The sequence below is a fragment of the Desmonostoc muscorum LEGE 12446 genome (genome assembly GCF_015207005.2).
Lineage (GTDB): Bacteria > Cyanobacteriota > Cyanobacteriia > Cyanobacteriales > Nostocaceae > Nostoc > Nostoc muscorum.
The window spans coordinates 3,076,876-3,100,510 of sequence record NZ_JADEXS020000001.1 but is presented as its reverse complement, the minus strand read 5'-3'; the positions used below and the strand labels follow the sequence as shown (position 1 = coordinate 3,100,510).

Here is a 23,635-nt window from a genome sequence, read left to right as displayed (position 1 = left end):
TTAAGATGAGAAATTTGTGGCTTTCAGGAAATTGTAATTTAGGTTCGGGAATCTATGTTGATCAACTCGCAAACACCAACTGTAGCAGCAGAATCATTGAAGTCTTTGCCACCAACTGACGCTCAGACTAGGGTCAGTCAGTTTATGAAACAGCTGCAAGACGAAATTACGCAAGCTTTAACAGAACTGGATGGTGTGGGCAAGTTTCTAGAAGATAGTTGGGAACGCCCAGAAGGAGGTGGAGGGCGATCGCGTGTCCTACGCGATGGTGCAATATTTGAACAAGGTGGTGTCAATTTTTCTGAAGTTTGGGGTTCCCATTTGCCGCCCTCAATTTTAGCTCAACGCCCGGAAGCCGCAGGACACGGCTTTTATGCCACGGGAACTTCAATGGTGTTACACCCGCGTAATCCCTACGTGCCTACAGTCCATCTCAATTATCGCTACTTTGAAGCTGGGCCAGTGTGGTGGTTTGGCGGTGGTCTGGACTTGACTCCTTATTACCCCTTTGCTGAAGATGCAACACATTTACATAAAACTTTAAAACAGGCTTGTGACCAACACCACCCAGAGTATTACCCAGTATTTAAGCGCTGGTGTGACGAATATTTCTACCTGAAGCATCGCGGTGAAACAAGGGGCGTGGGGGGTCTATTTTTTGATTACCAAGACGGCCGGGGTACTTTATATCGTGGGCCCGATCCCAATGGAGGAGCAGCTATTCATAGCAACGAAGTGGGAGAGCTAGCACCACGCAGTTGGGAAGATTTATTTGCCTTTGTGCAAGGCTGTGGTAGAGCATTTTTACCAGCCTACGTACCAATTGTAGAACGGCGACATGGGATTGAGTATGGCGATCGCCAACGAAATTTCCAACTCTATCGTCGGGGACGATATGTAGAATTTAACTTGGTTTACGACCGAGGTACCATTTTTGGTCTGCAAACTAACGGACGCACCGAATCAATTCTCATGTCCTTACCACCTTTGGTGCGTTGGGAATACGGCTATCAGCCAGAACCCAATTCCCCCGAAGCCGAGTTGTATGAAATCTTCTTGAAACCTCAAGATTGGATCAATTGGAAATAATGGGGAGTAGGGAGTGGGGAGTAGGGAGTTAAGAGTTAAGAGTTATTCTCCCCCATCTCCCTCATCCCCCCATCCCCCTCACCTCCCCCACTCCCCACTCCCCATTCCCCACTCCCCATTTCAAATTGCTACTCAGCACTGTTTTGGTGAGTTAAACTACTAAAGATAAGCACTTAGCATAAAAAAGTGACAATTTTAGCTGTAGCTTGTTAATCTCAAGTGGCAGCATCATAACGGTTCTGTAGCTAGTCAATTTTAAAGGAATGCCACGGGGAGGGCTTTAGTGATTCACATAGACCAAAAAAGTTATACAACCCAAGACGGAAACACTGTTATTGTCTTGACACCAGCAGGTCGCCTAGACATCACCACTGCTTGGCAATTTCGCCTAAAGTTACAAGAGTGTATTTCTAAACTCAGTCGCCATGTGGTTGTGAATCTGGGTCAGGTCAATTTTATTGATAGTTCTGGTCTCACGTCTTTGGTAGCTGGAATGCGTGATGCAGATAAAGTCAAGGGTAGTTTCCGCATCTGTAATGTACATCCAGAAGCCAAACTCGTGTTTGAAGTGACAATGATGGATACTGTGTTTGAAATCTTTGAAACCGAAGAGGAAGCTTTAGAAGGTGTACCTCGTAGTATTGCTAGCTAAAAGAGTGCTGAAGGGAGTGGGGAGTGGGGAGTGGGGGAGAATAAATCTGAACTCCTAACCCTAAATTCTTCACTCAGCACTCAGCACTCAATACTGATTTCGCTTGGTGTAGCGATAAGGCCCCATAATTGCTCCCCAAGTTGCTTGTCCAGTTGCGGGGTTAATTCCTTTGTCGTAGCTGTGAAATTCTGCTGCTGTGGCTTCAAACCCCAAGGAAACTTGGATGGTATTGCCAAGATAAGTGAAGGTGCAACGAGTTTCTGGTAATGGGGTAGCGGTAAACTTATAGCGATCGCCACCTAGTGTTTCGTGAGTAACTGCGAGGATACAACCTGGTAGTAAATCTAATTGATTGGGTGAAAGTGTATTTAGTAAGGCAGAATTATCACCTGCGCCTCTTAATGCTTCTGGATTTTTCAGCATGTAATATTGCACTTCCAGAGGCGCATGAGAATCGCTTCTCTGACGCAACCGCATAATTCTTTGGCGGTAAGGTTGATCTAGCTTAATGATATTAGCCTGTTCGGCAAATAGGGTGATGCTATCTTCTGCGAACAGATTAACTGGTCTTTGCCAAAGGCGCAGGTGGACATACCAAATAGGTTCTCCTATGGCTTGTTCCCGATTATCAAATTCACCAGCTAGGTACTCACCTAAAGCAATTAACTGTGGCGAGAAGTTCATAAAATGGGATCAATGAATTTTTAAAGGTGATAATTTTGGTTATTTCCTTAGAGGGAAACGTTCTTAGCCTCTGTGGCTAACTAATTTCAAACTATTTTTTATTTGTCTATTGTGCCTATATTGTAAATGAAACCGTCACCAGCCAAAACCTCAACTTGGCAAAGTAGCCTTTAAGCGTGAAAATAAGAATACGTCGCCCTTAACATTTTCTTTGTGAATAACGTCCGTACAGTCTCTGATACAAAGCGAACTTTCTACAATCTGCATACCCGTCCGATCAACACTATTTACCGTCGGGTAGTAGAAGAATTGATGGTGGAAATGCATCTGCTGTCAGTAAATATTGATTTCAGCTACAATCCAATTTATGCCTTGGGTGTCGTCACTACTTTTGACCGCTTCATGGAAGGCTATCAACCAGAACGAGATCAAGAATCTATTTTTAACGCCCTATGTCAGGCTATAGAACAAGACCCGCAACGCTATCGACAGGATGCCGAAAGATTGCGGGCTTTAGGTAAAAGTTTGCCAGTTAAAGATTTAATTGCGTGGCTGAGCCAAACTACTAACTTAGATCGAGATGCTGATTTACAAGGACAATTGCAAGCGATCGCCAACAATCCTAACTTTAAATACAACCGTTTGTTTGCAATTGGTGTATTTTCATTATTGGAATTGTCAGATCCTGAATTAGTTAAAGACGAAAAGCAACTCACAGAAGCACTCAAAGCGATCGCTGGTGGCTTGCACTTGTCTGATGACAAGTTCAGCAAGGATTTGGAACTATACCGTTCTAACCTAGACAAGATGGCGCAAGCACTGATAGTGATGGCAGATATGCTCTCAGCCGATCGGAAAAAACGCGAACAACGGAAACAACAATCAACTACTCAAGTTGCTCCTCCAGCTTCCAATGAATAGTTAGAAGCGATGCAATTTTGGATTTTAGATTTTAGATTTTGGATTTTTACTTCAATCCAAAATTAACTCAATTTTGGATTTTAGATTTTTAGATTTTTCCTTCAATCCAAAATCCAAAATTAAAAATCTAAAATTACTTTAGTTAGGAGTCATTAAAAAATCATCACTCTTAACTTTATACACCCAATATTTTGTAGATTAAGCTGTTAATTAAAGTCAGCGCAAATGCTCCAATAACAGCACTCCAAACACCGTAACGTAAACGAAAGCCTTCGACTAACCAAGCAGCAATACTAAAACAAACTACAGCAATCATAAATGTGAAAATGCTGGATAGTAAGTCTAACGTCAGTAAATTTGGTACTGCGAAAACGAGACTTAAAATAGGTCTGACTATTGCTGTCACAATACCAAGCACTGCTGCGGACAAGAAGGCTTTACCTGGAGTGTCAATTTCAACTCCCAATGGTAATTTACTAATTATTAACAAGCTGATAGCTGTTACTATCCAAACAATTAAAAGCGTCACAATATTCATGCCACAACCCCTGAAACGTGAATGGCAATTGGTGATAAAGTACTCAGCCTACCTATGGAAAAATCTTTCAAACTCAACCAATTATTTGTAAATTAGCAGAATTTTTTTCTCTAACCAAATTTTATTCTGGATATCTTTAGGTTTGGGAAAAGCTTCAGGGGGAGTGGGGAGTGGGGAGTGGGGGAGATGAGGGAGATGAGGGGGATGGGGGAGTGTGCGGAGTGTGGGGGAAAGAGAATTTATCTTCCCCCTCCTCCCACACCTCCCTATCTCCCAATGCCCCATGCCCCATGCCCCTATCTCACCTTTTAGGAGTAGATTGGCTTTGTTGAGGTGCTACAGGTGCTGGGGATGCTGGTGGGTTGGAAATATTAGGATTGATTGGACTGATACCTTGCCCAGGGGCTGAGGGAAATCTGGGGGTAAGACCGCCTTCGGGGTTGATGCCTGGAAATGGTGCTTGACCAGGATTAGTTGGGAAAGAAGGCGCAGGAGGCTGATTGAGTGAGTTTGTGGGTGATTGAGATGGCCCGGGAATAATTCCCAAAGAAACGCGATCGCCTCCTACTTGCCGCAGCAAGTCTAATGTCTCAATCACATCATTGTAAGTTGCTGTGCGTGAAGCATTCAGCACCACAACGGCATTGGGATTTGCTTGGAGATACAGTTTTAACCTTTTTGCCAAATCCTCACGTTTTACAGGCTGTTTTTCTATGTAAGTGTTACCAACAGCATCGATAGTTACAATCTGACTGCCACTTTGTGACGTTATCCCAGATACGGTTTTAGCGCTGGCTTTGGGCAAATCAACATTTATTGCCTGTTGGCGCGTAAATTGCAGTGCTGCTAACAAAAAAAACGTCAGAATACAAAAAACAACATCAATTAAAGGAATGATTTGAATTTGGACTTCTTCGATTGGAGTATGTAGATTAACTTTCATTTTCTCAATTTAATCGCCTGGTTTAGGGGTTGAATTTTTGGCTATTACTAAGGTAGGATTGGCGGCTCAGGAGGATCAGAAAACCTGTTTTTACCCTGTTTGCGGGGTGGTGTCAAATTATCCCGCGCAATTGGTGATGTAGCATTACTAAAATCAGGCGGAGACTGGCGGTAGAGTAATTCCAACTCATTCCCTGCTTTGCGAAAAACTTTGACCTGGTTAACTACAAAACTTTGGAATAGGCGGTAGAATACCAAACTAATGATGGCAACTATTAATCCTGCTGCTGTACTAATCAACGATTCACCAATACCAGTAGTCACCCCAGCAGTAGATTCAGTTCCCAAATCGCCAATGCGAATTGCCCGCAAAGACTGGATTAAACCTAAAACCGTACCCAATAATCCCAGCAGTGGCGCTAGAGCTATTACGGCTTCTAAAAGTTTTTCACCCCGCCGCATTCCAGCCAATTCATCTTCGGCTGTGGACTCCAGGGCTAGACGAAAGGTTTCCGCATCACTTTTGCCTAAGTGTAAAGGCGCATAGAGAAAACGCCCCACAGGCTGATGATTTGCAAGTCTTGCGATATCGGCAGCGACTTGCCAATCATCATGGGCAGCATCTAGGACGCGATCGACTATTTGCTTTTCTTGAGTTAAAATTCGGAGCCAGAACCAAAAACGCTCGAAAATTACACTCAAAGATAAAATCGATAAAACCAGCAACGGCCACATCGCTGGTCCGCCCTTGTAAAACAAATCTAAAATATCCACTGTTTAAATTTCCTCCCTCCAGAACTAAAGCAACTATCCCCAAGCATTATTAATTTTAGAGATTAATGGGCATAGGGCATAGGGCATTGGGAGTGTGGGGTGGAGGTGTGGGAAGTGTGGGAGGAGGGCAAGCATAAATTCTCTTTCCCCCCACACTCTGCACACTCCCCCATCCCCCTCATCTCCCTCATCTCCCCATCCCCACTCCCTTTTCAATTGGTAGCGTCTTCCAGACTAATTGGGGCGGTTATTCCCACCGGGAATTTAAAAGATTATTTGTCAAAATTAAAAATAACTGGAGGTTCAAAACATGAAATTTTCAATTCAATCAGTTTATACCTGGTATCGTGATTTGCTTCGTAACCCTAAATACCGCTGGTGGGTGATTTTAGGAACACTAGTTTATTTGGTCAGCCCAATTGATTTTCTCCCAGACGTTTTCCCCGTCGTCGGACAGATTGATGATGTTTTCCTTTTGACCTTGCTAGTAGGTGAGGTGTCTGGGTTAGTGATTGAAGGCTGGAAAGCTCGTAAAGGTGATGTGAATACTCAAGCAGGCAATACTCCAGAGGGTTCTACCTCCACTGCAAGCACTATTGATGTCGATGCTGTTTCTGTCAAGTAGTTTTAACAAAAAAATAAAATTTCACAAACCCCTGCTTTTGGCGTCTGAAGTAGGGGATATTTTTTTTGTCAATGATTAATTAACAGTCAGTGAAGTAAAGTATAGCGGTTCCCATTCAGATGCAGTACAACATCATATCGCAAGGTGTAGGGGCACGGCATTGCCGTGCCCTTACGGGTGTACTTGTGGGGAAACGCTATAGTGCCGAATGTCTTATGCGATCGCAACTCAAGTAAAAACCAGGAGGGGATCGCTAAAAATTTACAAAAATTTTAATGAAATATACATGTTATTACCTGTAATATGGCTATTAAGCTAAATTATTAGATTTTCCAGATATAAAAAGCACACATATAGAAAAATTACATAGAAAGAAATAATTAAATAAAAGTTTGATTTTTTCGCTATTAACAAGCAAGCTCTAACAACAAGCCGCATACTCTCTATGCGACCGACCTGGAGGTAGTCGCATAGAGCCTGAAACGACTGAATTTTCTGAATACACACAACCGTTAATTGGAGAACTAGGGCGTGGAAAACTTGAATGACTTATTCCCAATATCAGGTTGTGACAACCTGCAAAAGATTGGAGACGTAATTTTTGTTCACGGATTGATGGGTCATTACCGAGAGACTTGGCATCCGAAGGGTAAGCGTAATGATGATGATTTTTGGCCGGCTTGGTTGGGTAGGGATTTGCCAAATGTTGGTATTTGGTCACTGGGGTACGAGGTGGAACCTTTCGCTTGGAGAGGAAATACAATGCCATTGGTGGATCGAGCTACCAATTCCTTGGCGCTTTTAGATACATATGATATTGGCGATCGCCCTTTGATTTTCATTACCCATAGCATGGGTGGGCTTTTAGTTAAGCAAATGCTTCGTCATGCCAATGATTTCGGGACTCCAAGATGGAAAGCGATCGTGCAACAGACAAAAGGAATCGTTTTTCTCTCCACTCCTCATTCGGGTTCTGATCTTGCTAATTGGATTAAATATATAGGTGGTCTTCTGAGAACCACAGTCAGCGTTGATGAACTAAAAGCTCACGATTCCCGTTTACGTGAACTAAACCTTTTATATCGGAATCACGAACACCTGAGCGAAATTCCAATGGAAGTTTACTGCGAGAAGTATCAAACCAACGGAATTTTAGTTGTGAATGAAACCAGTGGTGACCCTGGCATTCGAGGTGTAATTCCAATACCAATGGATGAAAATCATATTTCAATTTGTAGACCAGAATCGGATAAAAAACCAATTTATACTCGGGTGAAGAGATTTATTCGTGACAACTTAAATACCCCTTTAAAGCCTATTCAACTGGAACCTAAGAGTAATGAAATTGAAAAAATAACTATCGATCAACGCAGTGGTGGTGTTTATTTTGGAACTGGATCGGTTCATCTCAATGGGGATGTAGTTGGAGGTAATCAGGAAAAATTGGACAACAAGTAAAACTGATATTTTTTTCTGAACAAATATCTGCAAAGCTCTCTTTACCTAATGAATGTAGGTCATGTCTAATTTATTCTTTTTGAGAAGCAAGGAGTAAGTTAAGTCAGTGAGTGATGATTCTGACCAAAATCCATCATCTGGGCAGCAGAATGCTGAAAACCCAGAGCAACCTAAGAAAAATGAGGGTGCTGAATCAGCGAATCATACCAATCCAGAAGAAGAATTCATTAAGAATTTTGTCGGCAAAGATACAGCGAGAAATATTAATGAATTCTTGCAATGGCAAGGAGCTGCAAACGTTTTTATTGATGCCCGTAGTGGCGGTGCTTATTTTGCCAACCAAGTAGATATCACGGGAGATGTCGTAGGAGGAAATCAGACGAAATCGACTAAACGCAGTTATGTAAAAGAGATAGCTGGTTTAGTATTAACTACTGATATTGAAAAAGTACGCAGCGTCTATATTGAAACTACTAGATATCAACAAGCAAAAAGCATTTTAAAAAAGAAGCGGGTTTTACTCCTCTGGGGTGATTCTAAAATTGGCAAACAAACTACTGCAATTCACCTGCTTTTGCACTCACAGAATCAAGAGATTTTTGAAATTGACCCAGCTGTAGAAGACCTTAGTTCATTTCAATGTGAGGCGAAGCAAGTTTATGTAATTGATACGCTAGCAACCGATAGTGCCGGCAAACTCAATAGTTATTTACTCAAAGGTCTGAATCAGAAACTTAGCCAACAAGATAGTTATCTGGTGATTACTGTAGACAGTCGTGTGCGTCTATCGCCAGAAGCTTTACAGGAATATATTCTTCATTGGAGTGAACTACCAACGAGTGAGGAACTTTTAGAAAAACATCTTGCATGGTACTTAAAAGACCAAGCCATGCTTGACGTTGGTCATTCCTTAATTCACTCAGACTCAGTACGTCAGCTACTCAAAAATAATGTATTACCTGGGGATGTAGATCGGTTGGCTGAACTTCTGGCCAAGGTTGTGAGGAAGGAACTTGAGCTTGAGGAAGCGCTAGCAGGCTTTAGTGTTCGCGTTCGGGAGCAAGTTGAATCTTGGTTCGAGAAAGAAGAAAATCAACACCTGAGTAAATATGTCTTCATGATTACTCTGGCCGTTCTCAGTGGAAGTAGCTATCAAGCAGTCCTAGATGCTAGTAAGCGTTTACAATTTCTGAGCAAATCTCCATCAGCTCAGAAAGAAGTCACCGATGCTGAGCCACTTTTCAACAGAAGACGCAGCCAGTGGTTAAAAGAAGTTTGCGCTCATTCAAGCGAGGGATATGAAAATACAGAATTTGGGCGGAGTCCAGTTGAGCTAATTGAACTAGATAATCCCAAATTTCAGCCAGCTATTTTACATTATGTTTGGAAAGAGTACGACCACTTACGCGAACCGCTGCTTTTATGGTTGTATGAGCTGGGATCAGACCCTAGCTTTGAGGTGAGGATTAGAGCCGCAGCAGCAGTTGGTGAACTAAGTAAGTATGCTTTTGGTTTTGTTCTGCAAAAAGTGCTACGACCTTGGGCAAATTCTGACGATCGCCGTTTACAGAGATTAGCTGCACAAGCCCTCAGCATACCAGTATTTGAAAGCGATCTGGCTCCACAAGTTATGGGTTTGCTACATCATTGGAGTACAGTCAACAATCCCAACCTACGCTGGACAGCCACGGCGACTTATGGAGGCTATGTAGGATTGCGGTTTCCTGATATTGCACTGCGGGATCTGTTGGCGATCGCCAAATCTGGAGACAGACAATTATTTTCAGTACTAGCCGAAAGTGTAGTTATCCTCTTCAAGGCTGGAGAGTTTTTACCAGGTCAATATTTTACAGTACTCAACACGCTGCAAATATGGACACAGCAGCCTCAGACCAACATGGTAAACCATTTGAGTTTGGCAATATTTTTGCTACTGATGGGTCAGACAAAAGTTTCCGCAGACTCTAACAATAGTCATTTGCCTATATTATTGTCGCTTCTACTAGAAGAAGATCAACTTGTTAAAGAAAATCTCAAAACTGAGCGTACATACGAAAAAATTATCACTGGTCTATTGCGGAATGCTTTCAATCTAAAGTTGACTCGCAAACTTGTGTTAGATGAACTCCACAATTGGCTCAAACTGGCAGATTTTGACCATCGCCTGCTTCCAATCCTTTGGAGAATTATATATTTACTTGTGGATTTAGGAACCCAACGAGAGAAAGACCGTATTTTAAAATATCTTCAAAGATGGGCAGATGTTGAACAACCTAATGCTGCCAGCAAAATACTATCAAAAATTCAAAAGTATTTCAATATCTGACCAAAGAGGTAAAACAATGGCAAACACATACAATCCTATTTTCAGCAAAGAAACACTTCGTTGGGGATTACTTCAGCGCCGTCCAGTTCCTGAACCAGGAATCGCTTTAGTTTTTTCCGGTGATGGGCAACCCTTATTAACTATTACACAGGGTGAAAGGGGACCTACTAAAGGAGAAATGGTTTGGGGGAAATATAATATGCTTTACAAGGTAGATATAACTGAACATCCATTGAGTTTTCGGTGTGACTTACCTTGTAAAAGTGACGCTTTTGATTTTCATGCTGAGGTCAAGTTCAATTGCTCAGTACATGACCCAGAAATAATTGTCCGACGCAATGTAACTGACGTTTATCAAGTACTAGAACCTTTAATTGTTGAGGTCATGCGAAGCATGAGCCGTAACTATGAATTTAAAGACGTTGGCATTGCAGAGGGTGAGATTAGCGACAGGGTAAAACAAGAAATATACGATGCGGGATTCCAACTTAATCGCTTTGTATTGAAACTATCTTTAGAACAAGAAGTGCGAGAGCGAATTCGCAGGAAGACAAATATTCAGGAAGAAGTTGAAGTCGAGATCACAAGTATTAAAGGAAAAAGTCAATTAGAGAAAACAGCGATCGAGGAACAGAACAAGCTCGAAACCCTCAAAATAGAAAGCGATAAATTAGAGATTGAGCGCTTGAAAATCCGCATGGATTTTTACAATGAAATTATCCAGACTGGTAGCTTGCAATTGCTTGTATTACAACTTGCTAAAAACCCTAATGATGTCATGGCAGTTGCTCAAATGCTCAATCAACAGCGTCAACTTGCTGTTGATAACGAAGTCAAACTGCTAGAAGTTTTGTTAAAAGAAGATGCTATTGAAGGGTCTCAATTTGATGATGCAGGTAAACATATACTCCAGAGATTGATGGGTCTGATTGAACGTCCAGCACCTGCTTTGAAAGCCAATCCAATCAACAATAAAGAAAATCAAAAACTTGTACCAGAAACAGATGAAACTAATAATACTGCCGAATCTGTAGTTCCTGACGTTAGCTGGGAAGAAGATGAAGAAGATAACTAATTCATGAGAATAAAAGGCAAAAATTTATTGTGATCGAGTTTTTGCAAAGCATTATTCGAGCATTCTGGGAACTGCTACTAATTATACCAATTCCGTGGCGGTTGCTGATTGTTTTACTTTTGTTCATGCTTGTTTTTCCCTGGTTTGTATGGAGAGCATTACCTTGGCTGTTTTTTATATTTTCGCACTTGCTTTTTATTTGCGGGAAAGCACTAGCGTATGTTCTACTATCCATAGAATATTTCGTAACGCAATATATCCGACAACAAGGTTCTCAACCGCCAATCTTTATTTATACCTTTGGTGACTTACTAAGTGATATAGTAAGAACTTTTGATGAAGTCACACAAAAATCAAAGAAAATACTTGACTATGCCTTCAAAAAGCAATGGCTGCTTCATAGAGGATGGTTTGTAATATCGGCGATCGTATTTACTTTAACTTGGTCTTTTCGTCCTGTTTTTGGAGAAAATACCATTGCTCAATTTATCGATCGCTCAGTAATGTCGTGGTACTCCATTGAAGGATGGGGGCTTTATTCTAGGCGTTCACTATCTTCTGCTTTAAGTAGCCCTGCACCAAAAAAATTTGTCCAAGCTTACTATTTAGCCATTAATGAACGTCAATATCCAGAAGCATGGAATTGTCTATCTCCCAAATTTCAAAGCAAGAACTCAAATTTATCCGGTGGTTTTATTTCCTATGTAAATTGGTGGGAAACAGTTGAGCAAGTAAATGTTAATGAAATTATTTTGGAACAACAAGATAGTAACTCTGCTACAGTAAAAATTACTTTACGATATTTGATGAAAACAAATAAAAGTTTATCTCAACCAGAGTCTATACGTTTATCGTTAGTGCGGGATGCCAAAACAAATAAATGGATGATTAACTCTTCAAAGCCTCTGTCTTGATGTATTTTTTCTAGCATCCTGTAAACTAGGTTTGCGAACATGGAGGTAATTCTACTGTTAGTTGACTCATGTTATTGCCTCTGCAAAAGAATTGGTATTAGGTCGAACGCTGAATTTTAGATTTTAAATTTTGGATTTTAGATTGAAAAGTCAAAATTTAAAAATGTCTGCTTGCGTGGCGTCTGGCAAAGTGATTCTTGAATTTACTTCACTCGAACAAAGCTACGCACTCATTAAGCTGCACTGACTTGGCCAAATTTTGTTAAGAAACGCAAGGCTTTGAGGATATAACTGGCACAATCTATAGGAGAGGTGTTGTAAAACGATCGCCACGCATTCGCCTTATCTTCATCATAGCGATCGCTTCTCTCCAAATGCTGTTCTAACCATGCCAATCGCACTGCATGGCCAATTAACACATCTAATACTATATATTCTTCGATTTGGAGCTTGGGATTATTCGCGGCGATCGCGGCTAATTCAATTAGTGCTTCAATATTAACTTGGCGGTACTCTGGAGCTTCGATTTTATTCAGCAGATGCTCAATTAACAAAGCAAAATTTCTTTCTCCTGCTGTCATTTCTGACAACATTAACTCACTATCTAAACGATTCCGGCGCTCTAATTTATCGCCAATTACCAAGCCTTTGCAATGTTGCATTAATAGCCAAACTTGCTTAAAAAAGTCTTTTGGTACTCGCCCCGTCGCCCCTTCGCTTTGGCGAAACCGCCGCCAACCACCTGAAGGAACTTGGATTTCTTCTGAAATTGCTGGTAACACCACCCAAGCAATATCACTTTCTTTTTGCTTGACGTGCAATGATTCTTGCTGGCGCAACAGGCTACTCATACCGGTATATCCAGTTAATACTTGACGCAAGCGCATTTTCACTTCAAAAGGTGAAAGTTGCATTAAGTAATCGTATCCTTCATCTTGAGTGACATGTAATTCCTGGGCTAGTTCGCTGGTAATCAATAAAATGAGATAGCCGACTCTCAGCGTCAGTAGTCCCTGAAATAGTTCAGGTTCGGATTTGATTAAGATTCCCAGATAGATTAAAATTTCTTGGGTGAGAACGCGATCGCGTATATCTTCACGACAAAAATGGCTAATCTTATCAGCAATTTCATGGTGAGACATCGGTACGGTAATTAAGGACGCTTCACTGTAAGCTTTACCCACAGCAATTTGCTTACCTTGCACCAAAATACTCGTAACTGCATCTGATAGGCTAATATCAACCATTTGGCGCAACCCCGCAGCCCGACGTACCACCGCCCAAATGCCTAAATCTCCAGCCTTGGTGTAAACTTCATCTAGTAAATCACCTACGGTAACAGCATATCCTGGCCCGCCATATCCCGTATCAAAATCCATTCCTTGCAAGCGAGTCAAAGTTTGTAATAACTCAATTTGTTCGTAAAGATTTTCTGATGAGCGCAAATAAGAAAGCAACAACCCCAAGTTGGTTTCACACTCCATCTGAAATTCTTGGGTATGTCCTAAGCGCCAGTTTTTCTCAGGATGATAAGCCAGGAAATAGCAACGTAGTCCGGCATTTTTCACTGGTGATAGCGAAAATTCCGCATCTTGGAGAAAATCAATTCTTTGAATTCCAGCTGTCAGCATTAACTGATTTAGCCGTCCTAATTTCACCCGCACGCCGTTACAAATACCATCTTTGAGTTCTTGCATCAATTCTAGTAATGCTTCAGAACCGATTTCTAACATGGTATGGGTTAACATTAAAGTCAAGGTGGGACGCCCTAAATCACTCCAATATTTTTGAATGTAAGCTAATTCACTTCTGATTTGATCCAGCAAAAAATGGTAATCAAGGGTTAAGTAAAACTGCTGGGAATCTAGAAATGACGGCAAAAATACAATTGTTTGATTGCGAATCCGAAATATTCTCGATGTTGTTAAACTTCGTAAACGCCGCACTGGACGCCCAGTTAAACCAAGTTTATTGTTACGTCCAATTTGGGTATAAATAGCTGAAAGGTCTCCAGGTTTTCTTACCTGAATTGGTTCTAATTGGGTGGGTGTTTGTGCTTCAATTCCGTGAACTTCTAGTTTGGCTTGTAAATCTTCATCTTCTGCTAACAAGGCAATTTGTACTGATATTTCGCGTTGTTTGCCAACACACAAATGTCTACCCAAGGGGTCGATATCACCAACTGCTATCAACCCTTCACTCAACATTTGCCCAAGTAAATATAAACTCTGTGCCCACACCAAAGGAATATTTTCATTGGGTAAACGTGGTTGACTTTGGGGTGCTAACTTTTCGGCTTCTACGTTTTTGGAGGGAACATAATAAAGTTCTGGCAACAAATGTAAACCATTCTGTTCTATTAGTAATGCTTTTAAAAGTTCTTGGTATTTTTTAACTTGTTCTTGGTTGCCACAAAATAATCCATCTAAAATTAAATAAGTGAAAAATAACGGCCACTCGCATTCAATATGCTCAAATTGCTTGAGTTCCCAAGGTTCGTAGTGTAAGCGTTGATTGTCTTCTAAAACAGTTTGGTGTCCATCACGTAGAAAGCGTTTGCAGCCGTATTTACCTGCGAGTTTGTTGATAATATCGTTTAAAGTGCGATCGCGCACTTCCAAATCTTCCACTGCAAAGGCAGGATAACTAATAATACTCAACAGCGCCGCATCGATTTCTTTGGAACCAGATTCCCTCGGTAATAGTGATTCTAGGGTAATTCGAGCGCGCGCAATTTCATCTGGTAGCACATGAATTACTGATGCTTGACTACCACACACACCAAACAAATCCAGTCCATTGATAGCTTCTAAAGCAGCCTTTGCCATGCCTACGGAACTGGCATTTAACTCAGCATTACCACGATTAATTTTATTACCACGTTCCCAAATACCATAGTCTGGTGTGCGGTAAGCTCGTCCAATGTAGTAAACCAAATTTTGAACGAAATTAACTTCATCAATCGTATAAATTATTTGCAATCCCGTAGCGGTCATTTGCGCCAAGATCAGTAAAAATAAAGATGTGGCATCAAGTTGCAAATGTCCCCATTCATCATCACCAACAACGATATCGCCGGTGGTGGTATTGTATTTCGCGTGTAGCCCATCGAGTAGCGATTGAGTATGTTTAAATGTCTCTACTTTATGAGCCTGTCGCATCATCGCAAACAGTAACCCGCGCATCAGCTTGATGACACTATGTTCTAGTTCATAAGTGTGTCCTTCATGGTCATCAATTTTGCGGTATGCAAGTGCTAAACCCCAAACTGCCAAAATGCTGTAAACATTGTCTCGCACCCAAGCATCAGTATAATCGCCGTGGGCTGTAATTGCTGTACTCGCAGGTAGCAAACCTGTAATTGGATTTTGACGAGCGAGGATGACGATCTTGATTTGCTGGTAGTAATACTCTAGACGAGTTAGCAATTCGGTAGATGTTTTCATGATTTGGTTGGGAACAGCTTGGAAAGTTCGACCCTGTGACTGTGGAGTGAATAATCTAAACCTAATCGGAATCAGTTCTGTAATGGTTGATGGGACAACAGCCCAGGGTGGTGTGAGTTTCTTATTATCTCGTGTTAGTAGGCCTCTAGGTACTGAATTTTAGTGAAATCGGACTAAAATACAATATTTGTTCAAATCTTCATCAATACTTAGATAACTTTATACTTAAATATCAATTGTTTTTGATAATTTTAAAATAGGCAACATTAGCCAAAAACACATCGACGAAATAATTAGGTATAAAAACCTTTTAACACAAGAAAAGCCTGTATAAAAGGAGATGAATTATGTCTCTGCGTTACAACGAAAATCATGCTCAGTTAGTGAAAGTAGTTTACTCTCAAGTGAAAGTTAATGGCAAAATTGAGCTAGTACCGCTAGAGCTATACGCTGATGGTTCACTTAAGCGGTCTATTGGGTAAGTGAAAGTTAGGAATTAAGCGTTAGCAACTGTTTATCGTCAACTAAAGGAAACTCTACTTTTGTTCAAGCCTCTCCTATAGAAACGGAGAGGCTTTGAATTTTCTGGCAAAAAGCTAACAGCATTGATAAAAAAATCTTTGCAACACACAAACGAATATAGAAACATACAGTTGTTATACGCCTCTATTTATCTGAATGATCTGAATTCAGCAATCCCAAATATTTTAGCTGTATGAAGTTTATCAGTAAATACATTGATTGGCTTGACAGAGATTGTAACAGTAGTAAAATCTACCTTAAGTTACGCGAAAATTACCTGAAAATCAAGGTTTGAAGTTGGTTACTGGTGAAGAATGTCACAAATTCTGGATACTATTACCCAGTATCTACCGGAGATGGCAATTCCGGGTTAGGATGATGACTAGCGATGCCCTGATTGGATATCGATATTGAATTATTGAGATTTTATGGACCAAAGTCCACAAGATGGCAGTATCAACCTCCTCTAAGCTGGTGAGGCAGTCTCCCAGTGCGGGGGAGATATTAGGAGGTATTATCATGCTCACACAGGATATTCGGAATGCACTGATTGATGCTACCGATTTAAATCAGTTGAAATGGGATTTAAATCAGTTACAACCAGTCGATGTAGGGGAATTCATTACACAATTGCCTGAAAAACAACGAGCGATCGCATTTCGTTTACTCAACAAAAATCAGGCAATTGATGTATTTGAATATCTGCCAACTGAAGTCCAGGAAGAACTAATTAATTCCCTACATGATGTACAAGTAGCACAACTTGTAGAAGCGATGAGTCCTGATGAACGGGCAGAATTGTTTGATGAATTACCGGCTGGAGTCATCAAACGCCTGTTAAAGGAATTGAGTCCAGAACAAAGGCAAGCCACAGCAACAATTCTCGGTTATCCAGAAGGCACAGCTGGGCGAGTGATGACCACCGAATATGTCCGGTTACGAGAAGGATTGACAGTCGGTGAAGCCCTAAGTAAAATCCGTCGTCAAGACGAAGACAAAGAATCGATTTACTACGCCTACGTCACAGACGACAACCGGACACTGGTGAGAGTGGTTTCACTGCGCCAGCTATTGTTTACCTTTCCCGAAGTTTACATCAGAGATATTGCTAGCGATCGCGTCATTAAGGTGAGAACCGAAACCTCCCAAGAAGAAGTCGCCCAAATCATGAAGCGGTATGACTTAATCGCCATTCCCGTAGTTGACCGGGAAGACCGATTGGTTGGTATTGTCACCATCGATGATGTGATCGATATTTTGGAAGAGGAAGCCACAGAAGACATTCAAAAACTGGCGGGTGTGAGTGGTGATGAAGCTGCTTTATCTTCTCCCCTACTCACCATCCGCAACCGCTTGCCGTGGCTTTTGGGAATTATGGCATTGTATATTGGTGCAGCCAGTGCGATCGCCCCTTTTCAATCTGTAATCTCCGCAGTGCCAGTTCTAGCAGTGATCATGCCGATTTTTTCCAATACCGGCGGTACTGTGGGAATCCAAGCATTAACCGTGACAATCCGGGGCTTGGGAGTCGGTGAAGTAACACCCAAAGACACTCTGAAAATTCTCCGCAAGGAAATCTTCGCTGGTTTAGGTACAGCCCTAGCTTTAGCCACAACAATGATCCTGCTTTCCTTGATTTGGGCGCGCCCCCAAGAACGATGGGTGGCTTTAATTGCCGGTATGGTCATGGCAACTAATACAATAGTGGCGGTGACTCTTGGTACTTTACTGCCAATGGGTTTGAAACGCTTGAAGCTCGACCCTGCCTTGGTTAGTGGGCCATTAGTGACTACAATGCTAGATACAATTGGGTTTTTAACATTCCTCAGCCTAATTTCTCTAGCTTTAAACGTTCTCCACTTACCAACATGAAGGGATTAAGGAGTGCTGAATGAGGAGTTAGGAGTGAGGAGTTAGGAGTTAAGAGTTATTCTCCCTCATCCCCCTCATCTCCCTCATCTCCCTCATCTCCCTCATCTCCCTCATCTCCCCCACTCCCCAAATATGCCTACTACTACCTGGAATCGTCATCACGTTCTTTCCCTGTCCGACTTCACCGCGGCTGAATACAATACTGTTTTGCAAACTGCTGCTTCTTTTCAAGAGGTGCTATCGCGGCGGACGAAGAAGGTACCAACATTGCAGGGACAAGTGGTGGCGAATTTATTTTTTGAACCCTCTACCCGCACCCGTAGCAGTTTTGAACTTGCTGCGAAACGCTTGAGTGCGGATACATTGAACTTCGCCGCCGCCTCGTCTTCGATGACCAAGGGAGAAACAATTCTCGACACGGCGAAAACCTACTTGGCCATGGGAACTGATATTATGGTAGTCCGGCATCGGGAGGCGGGAGTACCAAATGCGATCGCCCAAGAGATGGATCGTTTAGGTGTACGAGTTAGTGTCCTAAATGCAGGTGATGGTCAACATGAACATCCTTCCCAAGCACTGCTAGACTTATTTACCATTTGTACTTTAATTGACCCAAATCATCCGCAACTGGAACTTTTAAAGGGCAAAAAGATTGCGATCGTTGGGGATATTTTGCATTCTCGTGTGGCGCGATCGAATATCTGGAGTTTCATCGCCAGCGGAGCCCAAGTACACCTCGCAGGACCACCCACACTTTTACCCAAGTTATTCGCCGAGTACATCTTGGAAGAGTCAGAACTCACAACTCAGAACTCACAACTCAGAACTCAGGAGTTTATTATCTCGGCATCCCCCTCATCTCCCTCATCTCCCTCATCCCCCTCATCCCCCTCATCCCCCTCATCCCCCTCATCCCGCCAACTATTCCTTCATTGGCAGCTAGAACCAGCTTTGCAGGATGCCGATTTTGTGATGACTTTGCGCTTGCAAAAGGAACGCATGACGGCTCATTTGCTGCCAAGTTTGCGAGAATATCATCAGCTGTTTGGGATTACAAGCACAAAGCTGCAACTTTGTAAACCTAATGTCAAAGTTTTGCATCCAGGCCCAGTAAACCGTGGTGTCGAAATTAGTTCTGAGTTGATGGATGATCCGGAATTTAGTCTGATTCAATCGCAAGTCACCAGTGGTGTCGCCGTTCGCATGGCGTTGCTGTATTTATTAGGTAGTGGCAAAGCTTAATTAAGACTATCAAGAACTCTCTGAAACTCTTGCGGCTTTCGGCGCTCCGACTTTTCACTGCGTACTCTGCGGGAAGCTGCTTTGCGTCTACGATTCTCTATTACCCGTGCATAAGTCCTATTTATAACAAGATAAACTCAAGCTAAGAGGCTATTTATAAGGTAAAAATAAAATTATTGTAGGGTGTATTAGGCGCATATTTTGAGATTAATGATCGCGATAAATATGAACTGCGCCTAACGCACCATCTTGTATGCTATGTATACCTAAAGTTATTGGTAACAGTCTTTTAATTTTAATACCATAGGACTATCTTAGAGAAAAATAGATAATCTCAGAGAAATTATCTATTCTTCCGATCGCATGAAGACACAACTCTGAAATTTTGGGACACTTGGGTTATAGAAGTCAAGAATTTCATGACTTTTAGAAGTGTCGGAGGTAAATAAATATGAAACCAATATTTTTGACGGCAGCAGCCTTACTCACCACGTTATCTTTAGCTGCTCCTATTCCCGTCAAAGCTGAAAACTCCGCCCCTGTCCGGCGTTTGCTGGAAACTAGAGAATGTTTTGGATGTGATTTAACAGGAGCAAACCTCAAAGGCGCTCATTTAATCGGTGTTGACCTGAGAAATGCAAATTTGAAAGGTGCTAACTTAGAAGGCGCCAACTTGGAAGGTGCTGATTTAACTGGTGCTAATTTAATGTCTGCTAACCTTACAGATGCCTTTGTTAGTGGTACCAGCCTCAATAATGCTAATCTCACCAATGTTGATTTTAGTAATGCTCATTTATATAACACTGAAGTTGATGGCGCCGTTTTGGCTAATATCGATTTAAGCGGTGCTGATGTGTTTAATACTGCTATTAGCGTTGGTGGCGAATATTAATCAATTTTGGATTTTAGATTTATTCCACATAGGTTGCTTCTCGCAGAGTAATTTTAAATTTTGGATTTTGAATCTTTAATCCCAAATCCAAAATTTAAAATCTAAAATTCGCTACTTTGCATTGATGAAATTTTATTCACCAGTAATGGACAACTCATTAACCCAGATTCTTGGACAAACTCCTCCTGAGGTTAATTCCACTTCTTTTTCTACATAAATAATTGACTTCAAGAGTTCCAAAAAATCGCCAGCAACCGTTGCCGACTCGATACTAGTTTTCACACCCTTGTTAACTAGCCAACCATCAAACGGCAAAGAAAACGAACCTTGTAAAGATTTTACTCCCGCATGGAGAGCGCGTAAATCATCGATAAAAATTACGTTTTCCGCAGTTTCTAAGCTAAATTCCTGCTCAGGAGTTGCTGTTGTAAAAACGTGATAAAAATTGGGACTGACACTGACTTTTGCCCCAATGCTGGCATTACCTGTAGGTTGAGCATTTAACCTTTTGGCAGTGCCGGCACTATGGAGAAAACTTTTTAAAACGCCATTTTCAATTAGCGAAATTTGACGAGTCGGAGTTCCTTCACCATCAAAAGATTCTGCGCCTACATTCGCTGGGTGCAGTGAATCATCGTAAACCGAAAGCAGAGGGGAAGCAATTTGCTTACCTAAATCATCAGGAGTAGATAAGCTTTGATTATCCAAAATACTTTGGGCATTAAATAAGTTAGAAAAAGCGCCCAACAGACTTAAAAAAGCTTCCGCCGAGAAAACAACTCGATATTTACCAGTCTGAATTTTTTCATAATTCAAGTGGCTGATAGTTTTATCTGCGGTTTCCTTGATGCAACCATTAATGTCTAGATTATCTAAACTGTGGTTGATTCTAAAAGCGCCTCCACTACGAGGTTTTTTGCCTTCTTCCTCACTTTTGCTGTAAAGATAAATTGATGCCAAGGAGTGAGATTCAGTTCTCAGGGCACCGTCACTATTGAGATAAAATCTGTCAATATCTCTTTGGGCTAAGCTATTGTATGGCACACCTTTAATTGCTGGATGTGCTGCCAGTAATTCTTTTTCAGCTGCTAATAGTTTTTCTATTAGTTCAGCTACAGGTGCTTGGGGTGCTTTATCCTCATGTCTATTGGGGATAGGAATAGTAGCTTCGGGACTAAAATCAGGGACATTTTCTTTAACACCAAAAAAACTGGCTTCGTAGGCAGTTTTCAAAGCTAATTCTAATCCTTTGGGATCTACATCTGTGGTGCTGGTGACCCCCATTGTATTATCTTCATTCCAGACACGAACAGTAACACCAGAGCGATTTGAAGCTTTGACTTGTTTTGGCTCTCCTTGATCTACTTGCACGCTAGTATCATCTACCGTTGAGCCATAAATGTCAAATTTTTTGATGCCAAGCTTATTAGCATTGTCCTTGGCATGATTGGCAATTTCATTGATATTCGGCATGGTCAATTTTAGATTTTAGATTTTAGATTTCGGATTGGCAGGGATTTTATTTTGGATATCAGATTTTAGATTTTAGATTGGCAGGGATTTTATTTTGGATATTAGGTTTTGGATTTTGGATGTTAAGCTATTTATTCCACATAAAATATATCTTAGGCGGGCGAGACGCTCACCCCACAAGATATGTACAGTTTAATATTGTGCGAATTAGATGTGGTTTAGCTGATGACTTATATTTTTATTGAAGCAGCATCCTACTGGTTCTCAATCCAAAATCCAAAATCTAAAATCCAAAATTCTTATCGTCCACCCACGGTAATAGAATCAACTTTGATATGTGGTTGTCCGACTGTGGTGTAAATACTACCGCTGACGGAACCACAAAAACCTGGAGCAATTTCTAAATCTTGGGAACACATGGAAATTTTATTCATAATTTCCTTGGCTTCACCGATTAAAATTGCTCCCTTTAATGGTTTGGTAATTTTGCCATTTTCAATCAAATAAGCTTCATCAACACCAAAGTTAAATTGACCTGTAGCACCAACACTACCGCCACCCATTTTTTTACAGTAAATGCCTTTATCAATGGAGGCAAATAAATCTTCAATGCTGTAGTCGCCAGAATCAATATAAGTATTACGCATCCGGCTAGCGGCGGCAAAGGTGTAGTTTTGGCGGCGTCCACTTCCTGTTCTGGGGTGTCCGGTGAGCATGGAACCTGCTCTATCTGCTAAGAAGTTTTTGAGAACGCCTTTTTCAATTAATAGGGTTCTTTGAGCGGGCATACCTTCGTCATCCATGTCAATTGTTCCGAAGGCATTTTCAGCACGTCCTTCATCCCAAGCTGTTAAACTTTCGTGGGCAATTTTTTCGCCTTTTTTGTTAGCAAAGGGAGAGGTATTGCGTTCAATTTGAGTGGTTTCTAGCAGGTGTCCGCAAGCTTCGTGGAAGATTACGCCGCCAAAGTGATTGGCCATAATGATGGGGTAAGTTCCTGATTCCACGTAATCTGCATAGAGCATTTTTCCAGCAGATTCTGCTATTTTCTCGGCAGCTTTTTGATAATCCCAGGTTCTTAAGAAGTCAGCATCGCTAGTGTTACCAGCGCGATCGCCAATTGAGGTACGATTACCTCCATCGGCACACAACAGGTTAAATCCTACTGATTGGGTGAGACGAATGTCACGGGCAAAAATACCGTCACTGGAAGCGACTAAGACTTCTTGCCAATCCCGAAAATAACTAGCGCGGCGCGATTGGACGTGGCTAGCTTTTTGTTTCAGGTAAGCAGTGCCATCCAGGAGGACTTCTCCCATTTCGCGGATGGAGCTACACACTGGTAGCCATGCATCTTTGGCTCTTTTGGTGGCGTAATCTCTCAGTAATTCGAGGTTGATTTCTGGGATGAAAGAACTAGGTGCAGGTAGTTGTAATCCCATAATTGAAAGACCTTTTTCTAAGGCTGCTTTCAAGCCCGAAAAGGAAAGGTCGTTAGTGCTGACATAACAATCAGCTTTACCACGAAATACTCTAACTCCCGCGCCTGTAGACAGACTCGGTGAAATACTGGTGATGGCGTCGTCTTCTGCAAGACAACTAATGTAGTTACGACGTTCTAAAAACAATTCGATGAAATCAGCACCAGCGGCGCGTCCTAGTCCCAGGAGGGTAGCCAGGGGGGCTTCCCAGGTTTCATCGAAACGCTCTGGGGTGGAGGAATATTGTAAGGTGGGAAGTTGATTCGAGAGAAGTAGCGTACTTGTAAGCATGGGTAGCCTCGTCTGCTGGCGGAATTCAGAGATTTGACTGAAAAATCCTGGTGTGTTCACTCTAGCAAATTTACTCAATTGCCATCTTGACTAGGAATTTTAGATTTTAGATTTTAGATTTTAGATTTTAGATTATTTCGGTTCATGCCCGTAGTTTGGGAGCTTTGGCATAAGTGTGCGATCGCACTAATGGGATAGACTAGTATACTGGTTCCCATTAAAATGCGGTACAACATTAATATCGCCAGGTGTAGGGGCACGGCAGTGCCGTGCCCCTACAGGTGTATCTCAGTAGGTCGGGAAACGCTATATAGGGATTCTCATTTGAATAAGGTACATGGGTAGGGGCGCACAGCTGTGCGCCCCCACGAGGATCTAGGGGCACACCAATGCACAGCTGTACGCCCCTAGTAACTAT

The 23,635-nt window shown here is 41.7% G+C and carries 19 protein-coding genes; 12 read left to right on the top strand and 7 right to left on the bottom strand.

The features are described 5' to 3' along the window. Positions 1-54 precede the first annotated feature (54 nt). Together hemF and IQ276_RS13345 are read left to right on the top strand one after the other, a co-directional pair. A complete protein-coding gene (hemF, locus tag IQ276_RS13350; protein ID WP_190883341.1) occupies positions 55-1,089 on the top strand; it encodes an oxygen-dependent coproporphyrinogen oxidase in 1,035 nt (344 codons plus the stop codon). 283 nt (positions 1,090-1,372) lie between these two features. Beyond that, a complete protein-coding gene (locus tag IQ276_RS13345; RefSeq protein ID WP_096535210.1) occupies positions 1,373-1,741 on the top strand; it encodes an STAS domain-containing protein in 369 nt (122 codons plus the stop codon). Positions 1,742-1,828: 87 nt separating this feature from the next. Here IQ276_RS13345 and IQ276_RS13340 read toward each other — a convergent pair whose 3' ends face one another. After that, positions 1,829-2,425 carry a chromophore lyase CpcT/CpeT gene (locus IQ276_RS13340; protein WP_193924848.1) on the bottom strand — a complete coding sequence of 199 codons (597 nt, stop codon included), beginning with the start codon at positions 2,423-2,425 and terminating at the stop codon, positions 1,829-1,831. A gap of 213 nt (positions 2,426-2,638) precedes the next feature. Here IQ276_RS13340 and psb29 point away from each other — a divergent pair, with 213 nt between their 5' ends. Further along, the gene (psb29, locus tag IQ276_RS13335) at positions 2,639-3,346 is read left to right on the top strand and encodes a photosystem II biogenesis protein Psp29 (RefSeq protein ID WP_190883339.1); all 708 of its coding nucleotides are present in this window, start codon (positions 2,639-2,641) and stop codon (positions 3,344-3,346) included. Positions 3,347-3,521: 175 nt separating this feature from the next. Here psb29 and IQ276_RS13330 read toward each other — a convergent pair whose 3' ends face one another. The 3 genes from IQ276_RS13330 to IQ276_RS13320 all read right to left on the bottom strand — a co-directional run bounded on the left by IQ276_RS13330 (position 3,522) and on the right by IQ276_RS13320 (position 5,600). Next, a complete protein-coding gene (locus IQ276_RS13330) occupies positions 3,522-3,884 on the bottom strand; it encodes a phage holin family protein (RefSeq protein ID WP_190883338.1) in 363 nt (120 codons plus the stop codon). 301 nt (positions 3,885-4,185) lie between these two features. After that, positions 4,186-4,827, bottom strand: a complete 642-nt coding sequence (locus tag IQ276_RS13325) for an ExbD/TolR family protein (protein ID WP_235115639.1) — start codon at positions 4,825-4,827, stop codon at positions 4,186-4,188. Positions 4,828-4,874: 47 nt separating this feature from the next. Further along, complete coding sequence (locus IQ276_RS13320) at positions 4,875-5,600, bottom strand: MotA/TolQ/ExbB proton channel family protein (protein WP_193925949.1); 726 nt, start codon at positions 5,598-5,600, stop codon at positions 4,875-4,877. Between the two features lie 310 nt (positions 5,601-5,910). On the opposite strand from IQ276_RS13320, the gene IQ276_RS13315 reads away from it, so the two are divergent. From IQ276_RS13315 to IQ276_RS13295, 5 genes are all read left to right on the top strand, one after another. Then, positions 5,911-6,225, top strand: coding sequence for a YkvA family protein (locus IQ276_RS13315; RefSeq protein ID WP_235115638.1), 315 nt, complete (start codon positions 5,911-5,913; stop codon positions 6,223-6,225). A gap of 531 nt (positions 6,226-6,756) precedes the next feature. Next, a complete protein-coding gene (locus IQ276_RS13310) occupies positions 6,757-7,683 on the top strand; it encodes an esterase/lipase family protein (protein ID WP_235115637.1) in 927 nt (308 codons plus the stop codon). 106 nt (positions 7,684-7,789) lie between these two features. Continuing rightward, positions 7,790-10,009, top strand: a complete 2,220-nt coding sequence (locus IQ276_RS13305; RefSeq protein ID WP_193916568.1) for a HEAT repeat domain-containing protein — start codon at positions 7,790-7,792, stop codon at positions 10,007-10,009. A 16-nt stretch (positions 10,010-10,025) separates the two neighbouring features. Then, positions 10,026-11,084: a hypothetical protein gene (locus IQ276_RS13300; protein ID WP_193916570.1), complete on the top strand. Its 1,059-nt coding sequence runs from the start codon at positions 10,026-10,028 to the stop codon at positions 11,082-11,084. Between the two features lie 29 nt (positions 11,085-11,113). After that, a complete protein-coding gene (locus IQ276_RS13295) occupies positions 11,114-11,998 on the top strand; it encodes a hypothetical protein (protein ID WP_193916572.1) in 885 nt (294 codons plus the stop codon). A 233-nt stretch (positions 11,999-12,231) separates the two neighbouring features. Here IQ276_RS13295 and IQ276_RS13290 read toward each other — a convergent pair whose 3' ends face one another. Next, positions 12,232-15,444, bottom strand: coding sequence for a glycoside hydrolase family 15 protein (locus tag IQ276_RS13290; protein ID WP_193916574.1), 3,213 nt, complete (start codon positions 15,442-15,444; stop codon positions 12,232-12,234). Between the two features lie 347 nt (positions 15,445-15,791). On the opposite strand from IQ276_RS13290, the gene IQ276_RS40170 reads away from it, so the two are divergent. The 4 genes from IQ276_RS40170 (at position 15,792) to IQ276_RS13275 (ending at position 19,972) form a co-directional block, all read left to right on the top strand. Further along, positions 15,792-15,926: a hypothetical protein gene (locus IQ276_RS40170; protein WP_255264324.1), complete on the top strand. Its 135-nt coding sequence runs from the start codon at positions 15,792-15,794 to the stop codon at positions 15,924-15,926. Between the two features lie 559 nt (positions 15,927-16,485). Further along, positions 16,486-17,838 (top strand): magnesium transporter, encoded by a 1,353-nt coding sequence (gene mgtE / locus IQ276_RS13285; RefSeq protein WP_235115636.1) that lies wholly within the window; start codon positions 16,486-16,488, stop codon positions 17,836-17,838. A 132-nt stretch (positions 17,839-17,970) separates the two neighbouring features. Next, the gene (locus IQ276_RS13280; RefSeq protein ID WP_235115635.1) at positions 17,971-19,080 is read left to right on the top strand and encodes an aspartate carbamoyltransferase catalytic subunit; all 1,110 of its coding nucleotides are present in this window, start codon (positions 17,971-17,973) and stop codon (positions 19,078-19,080) included. 451 nt (positions 19,081-19,531) lie between these two features. Beyond that, complete coding sequence (locus IQ276_RS13275) at positions 19,532-19,972, top strand: pentapeptide repeat-containing protein (protein ID WP_190883026.1); 441 nt, start codon at positions 19,532-19,534, stop codon at positions 19,970-19,972. Between the two features lie 132 nt (positions 19,973-20,104). Here the strand turns inward: IQ276_RS13275 and IQ276_RS13270 are convergent, their stop codons facing one another. After that, entirely contained in the window at positions 20,105-21,445 is a 1,341-nt protein-coding gene (locus IQ276_RS13270) for a TldD/PmbA family protein (RefSeq protein WP_193919053.1), read from the bottom strand. A 299-nt stretch (positions 21,446-21,744) separates the two neighbouring features. Continuing rightward, positions 21,745-23,217, bottom strand: a complete 1,473-nt coding sequence (locus IQ276_RS13265; RefSeq protein WP_190883030.1) for a TldD/PmbA family protein — start codon at positions 23,215-23,217, stop codon at positions 21,745-21,747. Positions 23,218-23,635: the final 418 nt, after the last annotated feature.

What these genes read in the sequence shown, in the direction of transcription:
- IQ276_RS40170 (WP_255264324.1), top strand. Translation starts at nt 15,792, where the DNA reads ATGTCTCTGCGTTACAACGAAAATCATGCTCAGTTAGTGAAAGTAGTT.
- IQ276_RS13290 (WP_193916574.1), bottom strand. Translation starts at nt 15,444, where the DNA reads ATGAAAACATCTACCGAATTGCTAACTCGTCTAGAGTATTACTACCAG.
- IQ276_RS13270 (WP_193919053.1), bottom strand. Translation starts at nt 21,445, where the DNA reads ATGCCGAATATCAATGAAATTGCCAATCATGCCAAGGACAATGCTAAT.
- IQ276_RS13300 (WP_193916570.1), top strand. Translation starts at nt 10,026, where the DNA reads ATGGCAAACACATACAATCCTATTTTCAGCAAAGAAACACTTCGTTGG.
- IQ276_RS13275 (WP_190883026.1), top strand. Translation starts at nt 19,532, where the DNA reads ATGAAACCAATATTTTTGACGGCAGCAGCCTTACTCACCACGTTATCT.
- IQ276_RS13325 (WP_235115639.1), bottom strand. Translation starts at nt 4,827, where the DNA reads ATGAAAGTTAATCTACATACTCCAATCGAAGAAGTCCAAATTCAAATC.
- mgtE (WP_235115636.1), top strand. Translation starts at nt 16,486, where the DNA reads ATGCTCACACAGGATATTCGGAATGCACTGATTGATGCTACCGATTTA.
- IQ276_RS13330 (WP_190883338.1), bottom strand. Translation starts at nt 3,884, where the DNA reads ATGAATATTGTGACGCTTTTAATTGTTTGGATAGTAACAGCTATCAGC.
- IQ276_RS13265 (WP_190883030.1), bottom strand. Translation starts at nt 23,217, where the DNA reads ATGCTTACAAGTACGCTACTTCTCTCGAATCAACTTCCCACCTTACAA.
- IQ276_RS13340 (WP_193924848.1), bottom strand. Translation starts at nt 2,425, where the DNA reads ATGAACTTCTCGCCACAGTTAATTGCTTTAGGTGAGTACCTAGCTGGT.
- hemF (WP_190883341.1), top strand. Translation starts at nt 55, where the DNA reads ATGTTGATCAACTCGCAAACACCAACTGTAGCAGCAGAATCATTGAAG.
- IQ276_RS13280 (WP_235115635.1), top strand. Translation starts at nt 17,971, where the DNA reads ATGCCTACTACTACCTGGAATCGTCATCACGTTCTTTCCCTGTCCGAC.
- IQ276_RS13315 (WP_235115638.1), top strand. Translation starts at nt 5,911, where the DNA reads ATGAAATTTTCAATTCAATCAGTTTATACCTGGTATCGTGATTTGCTT.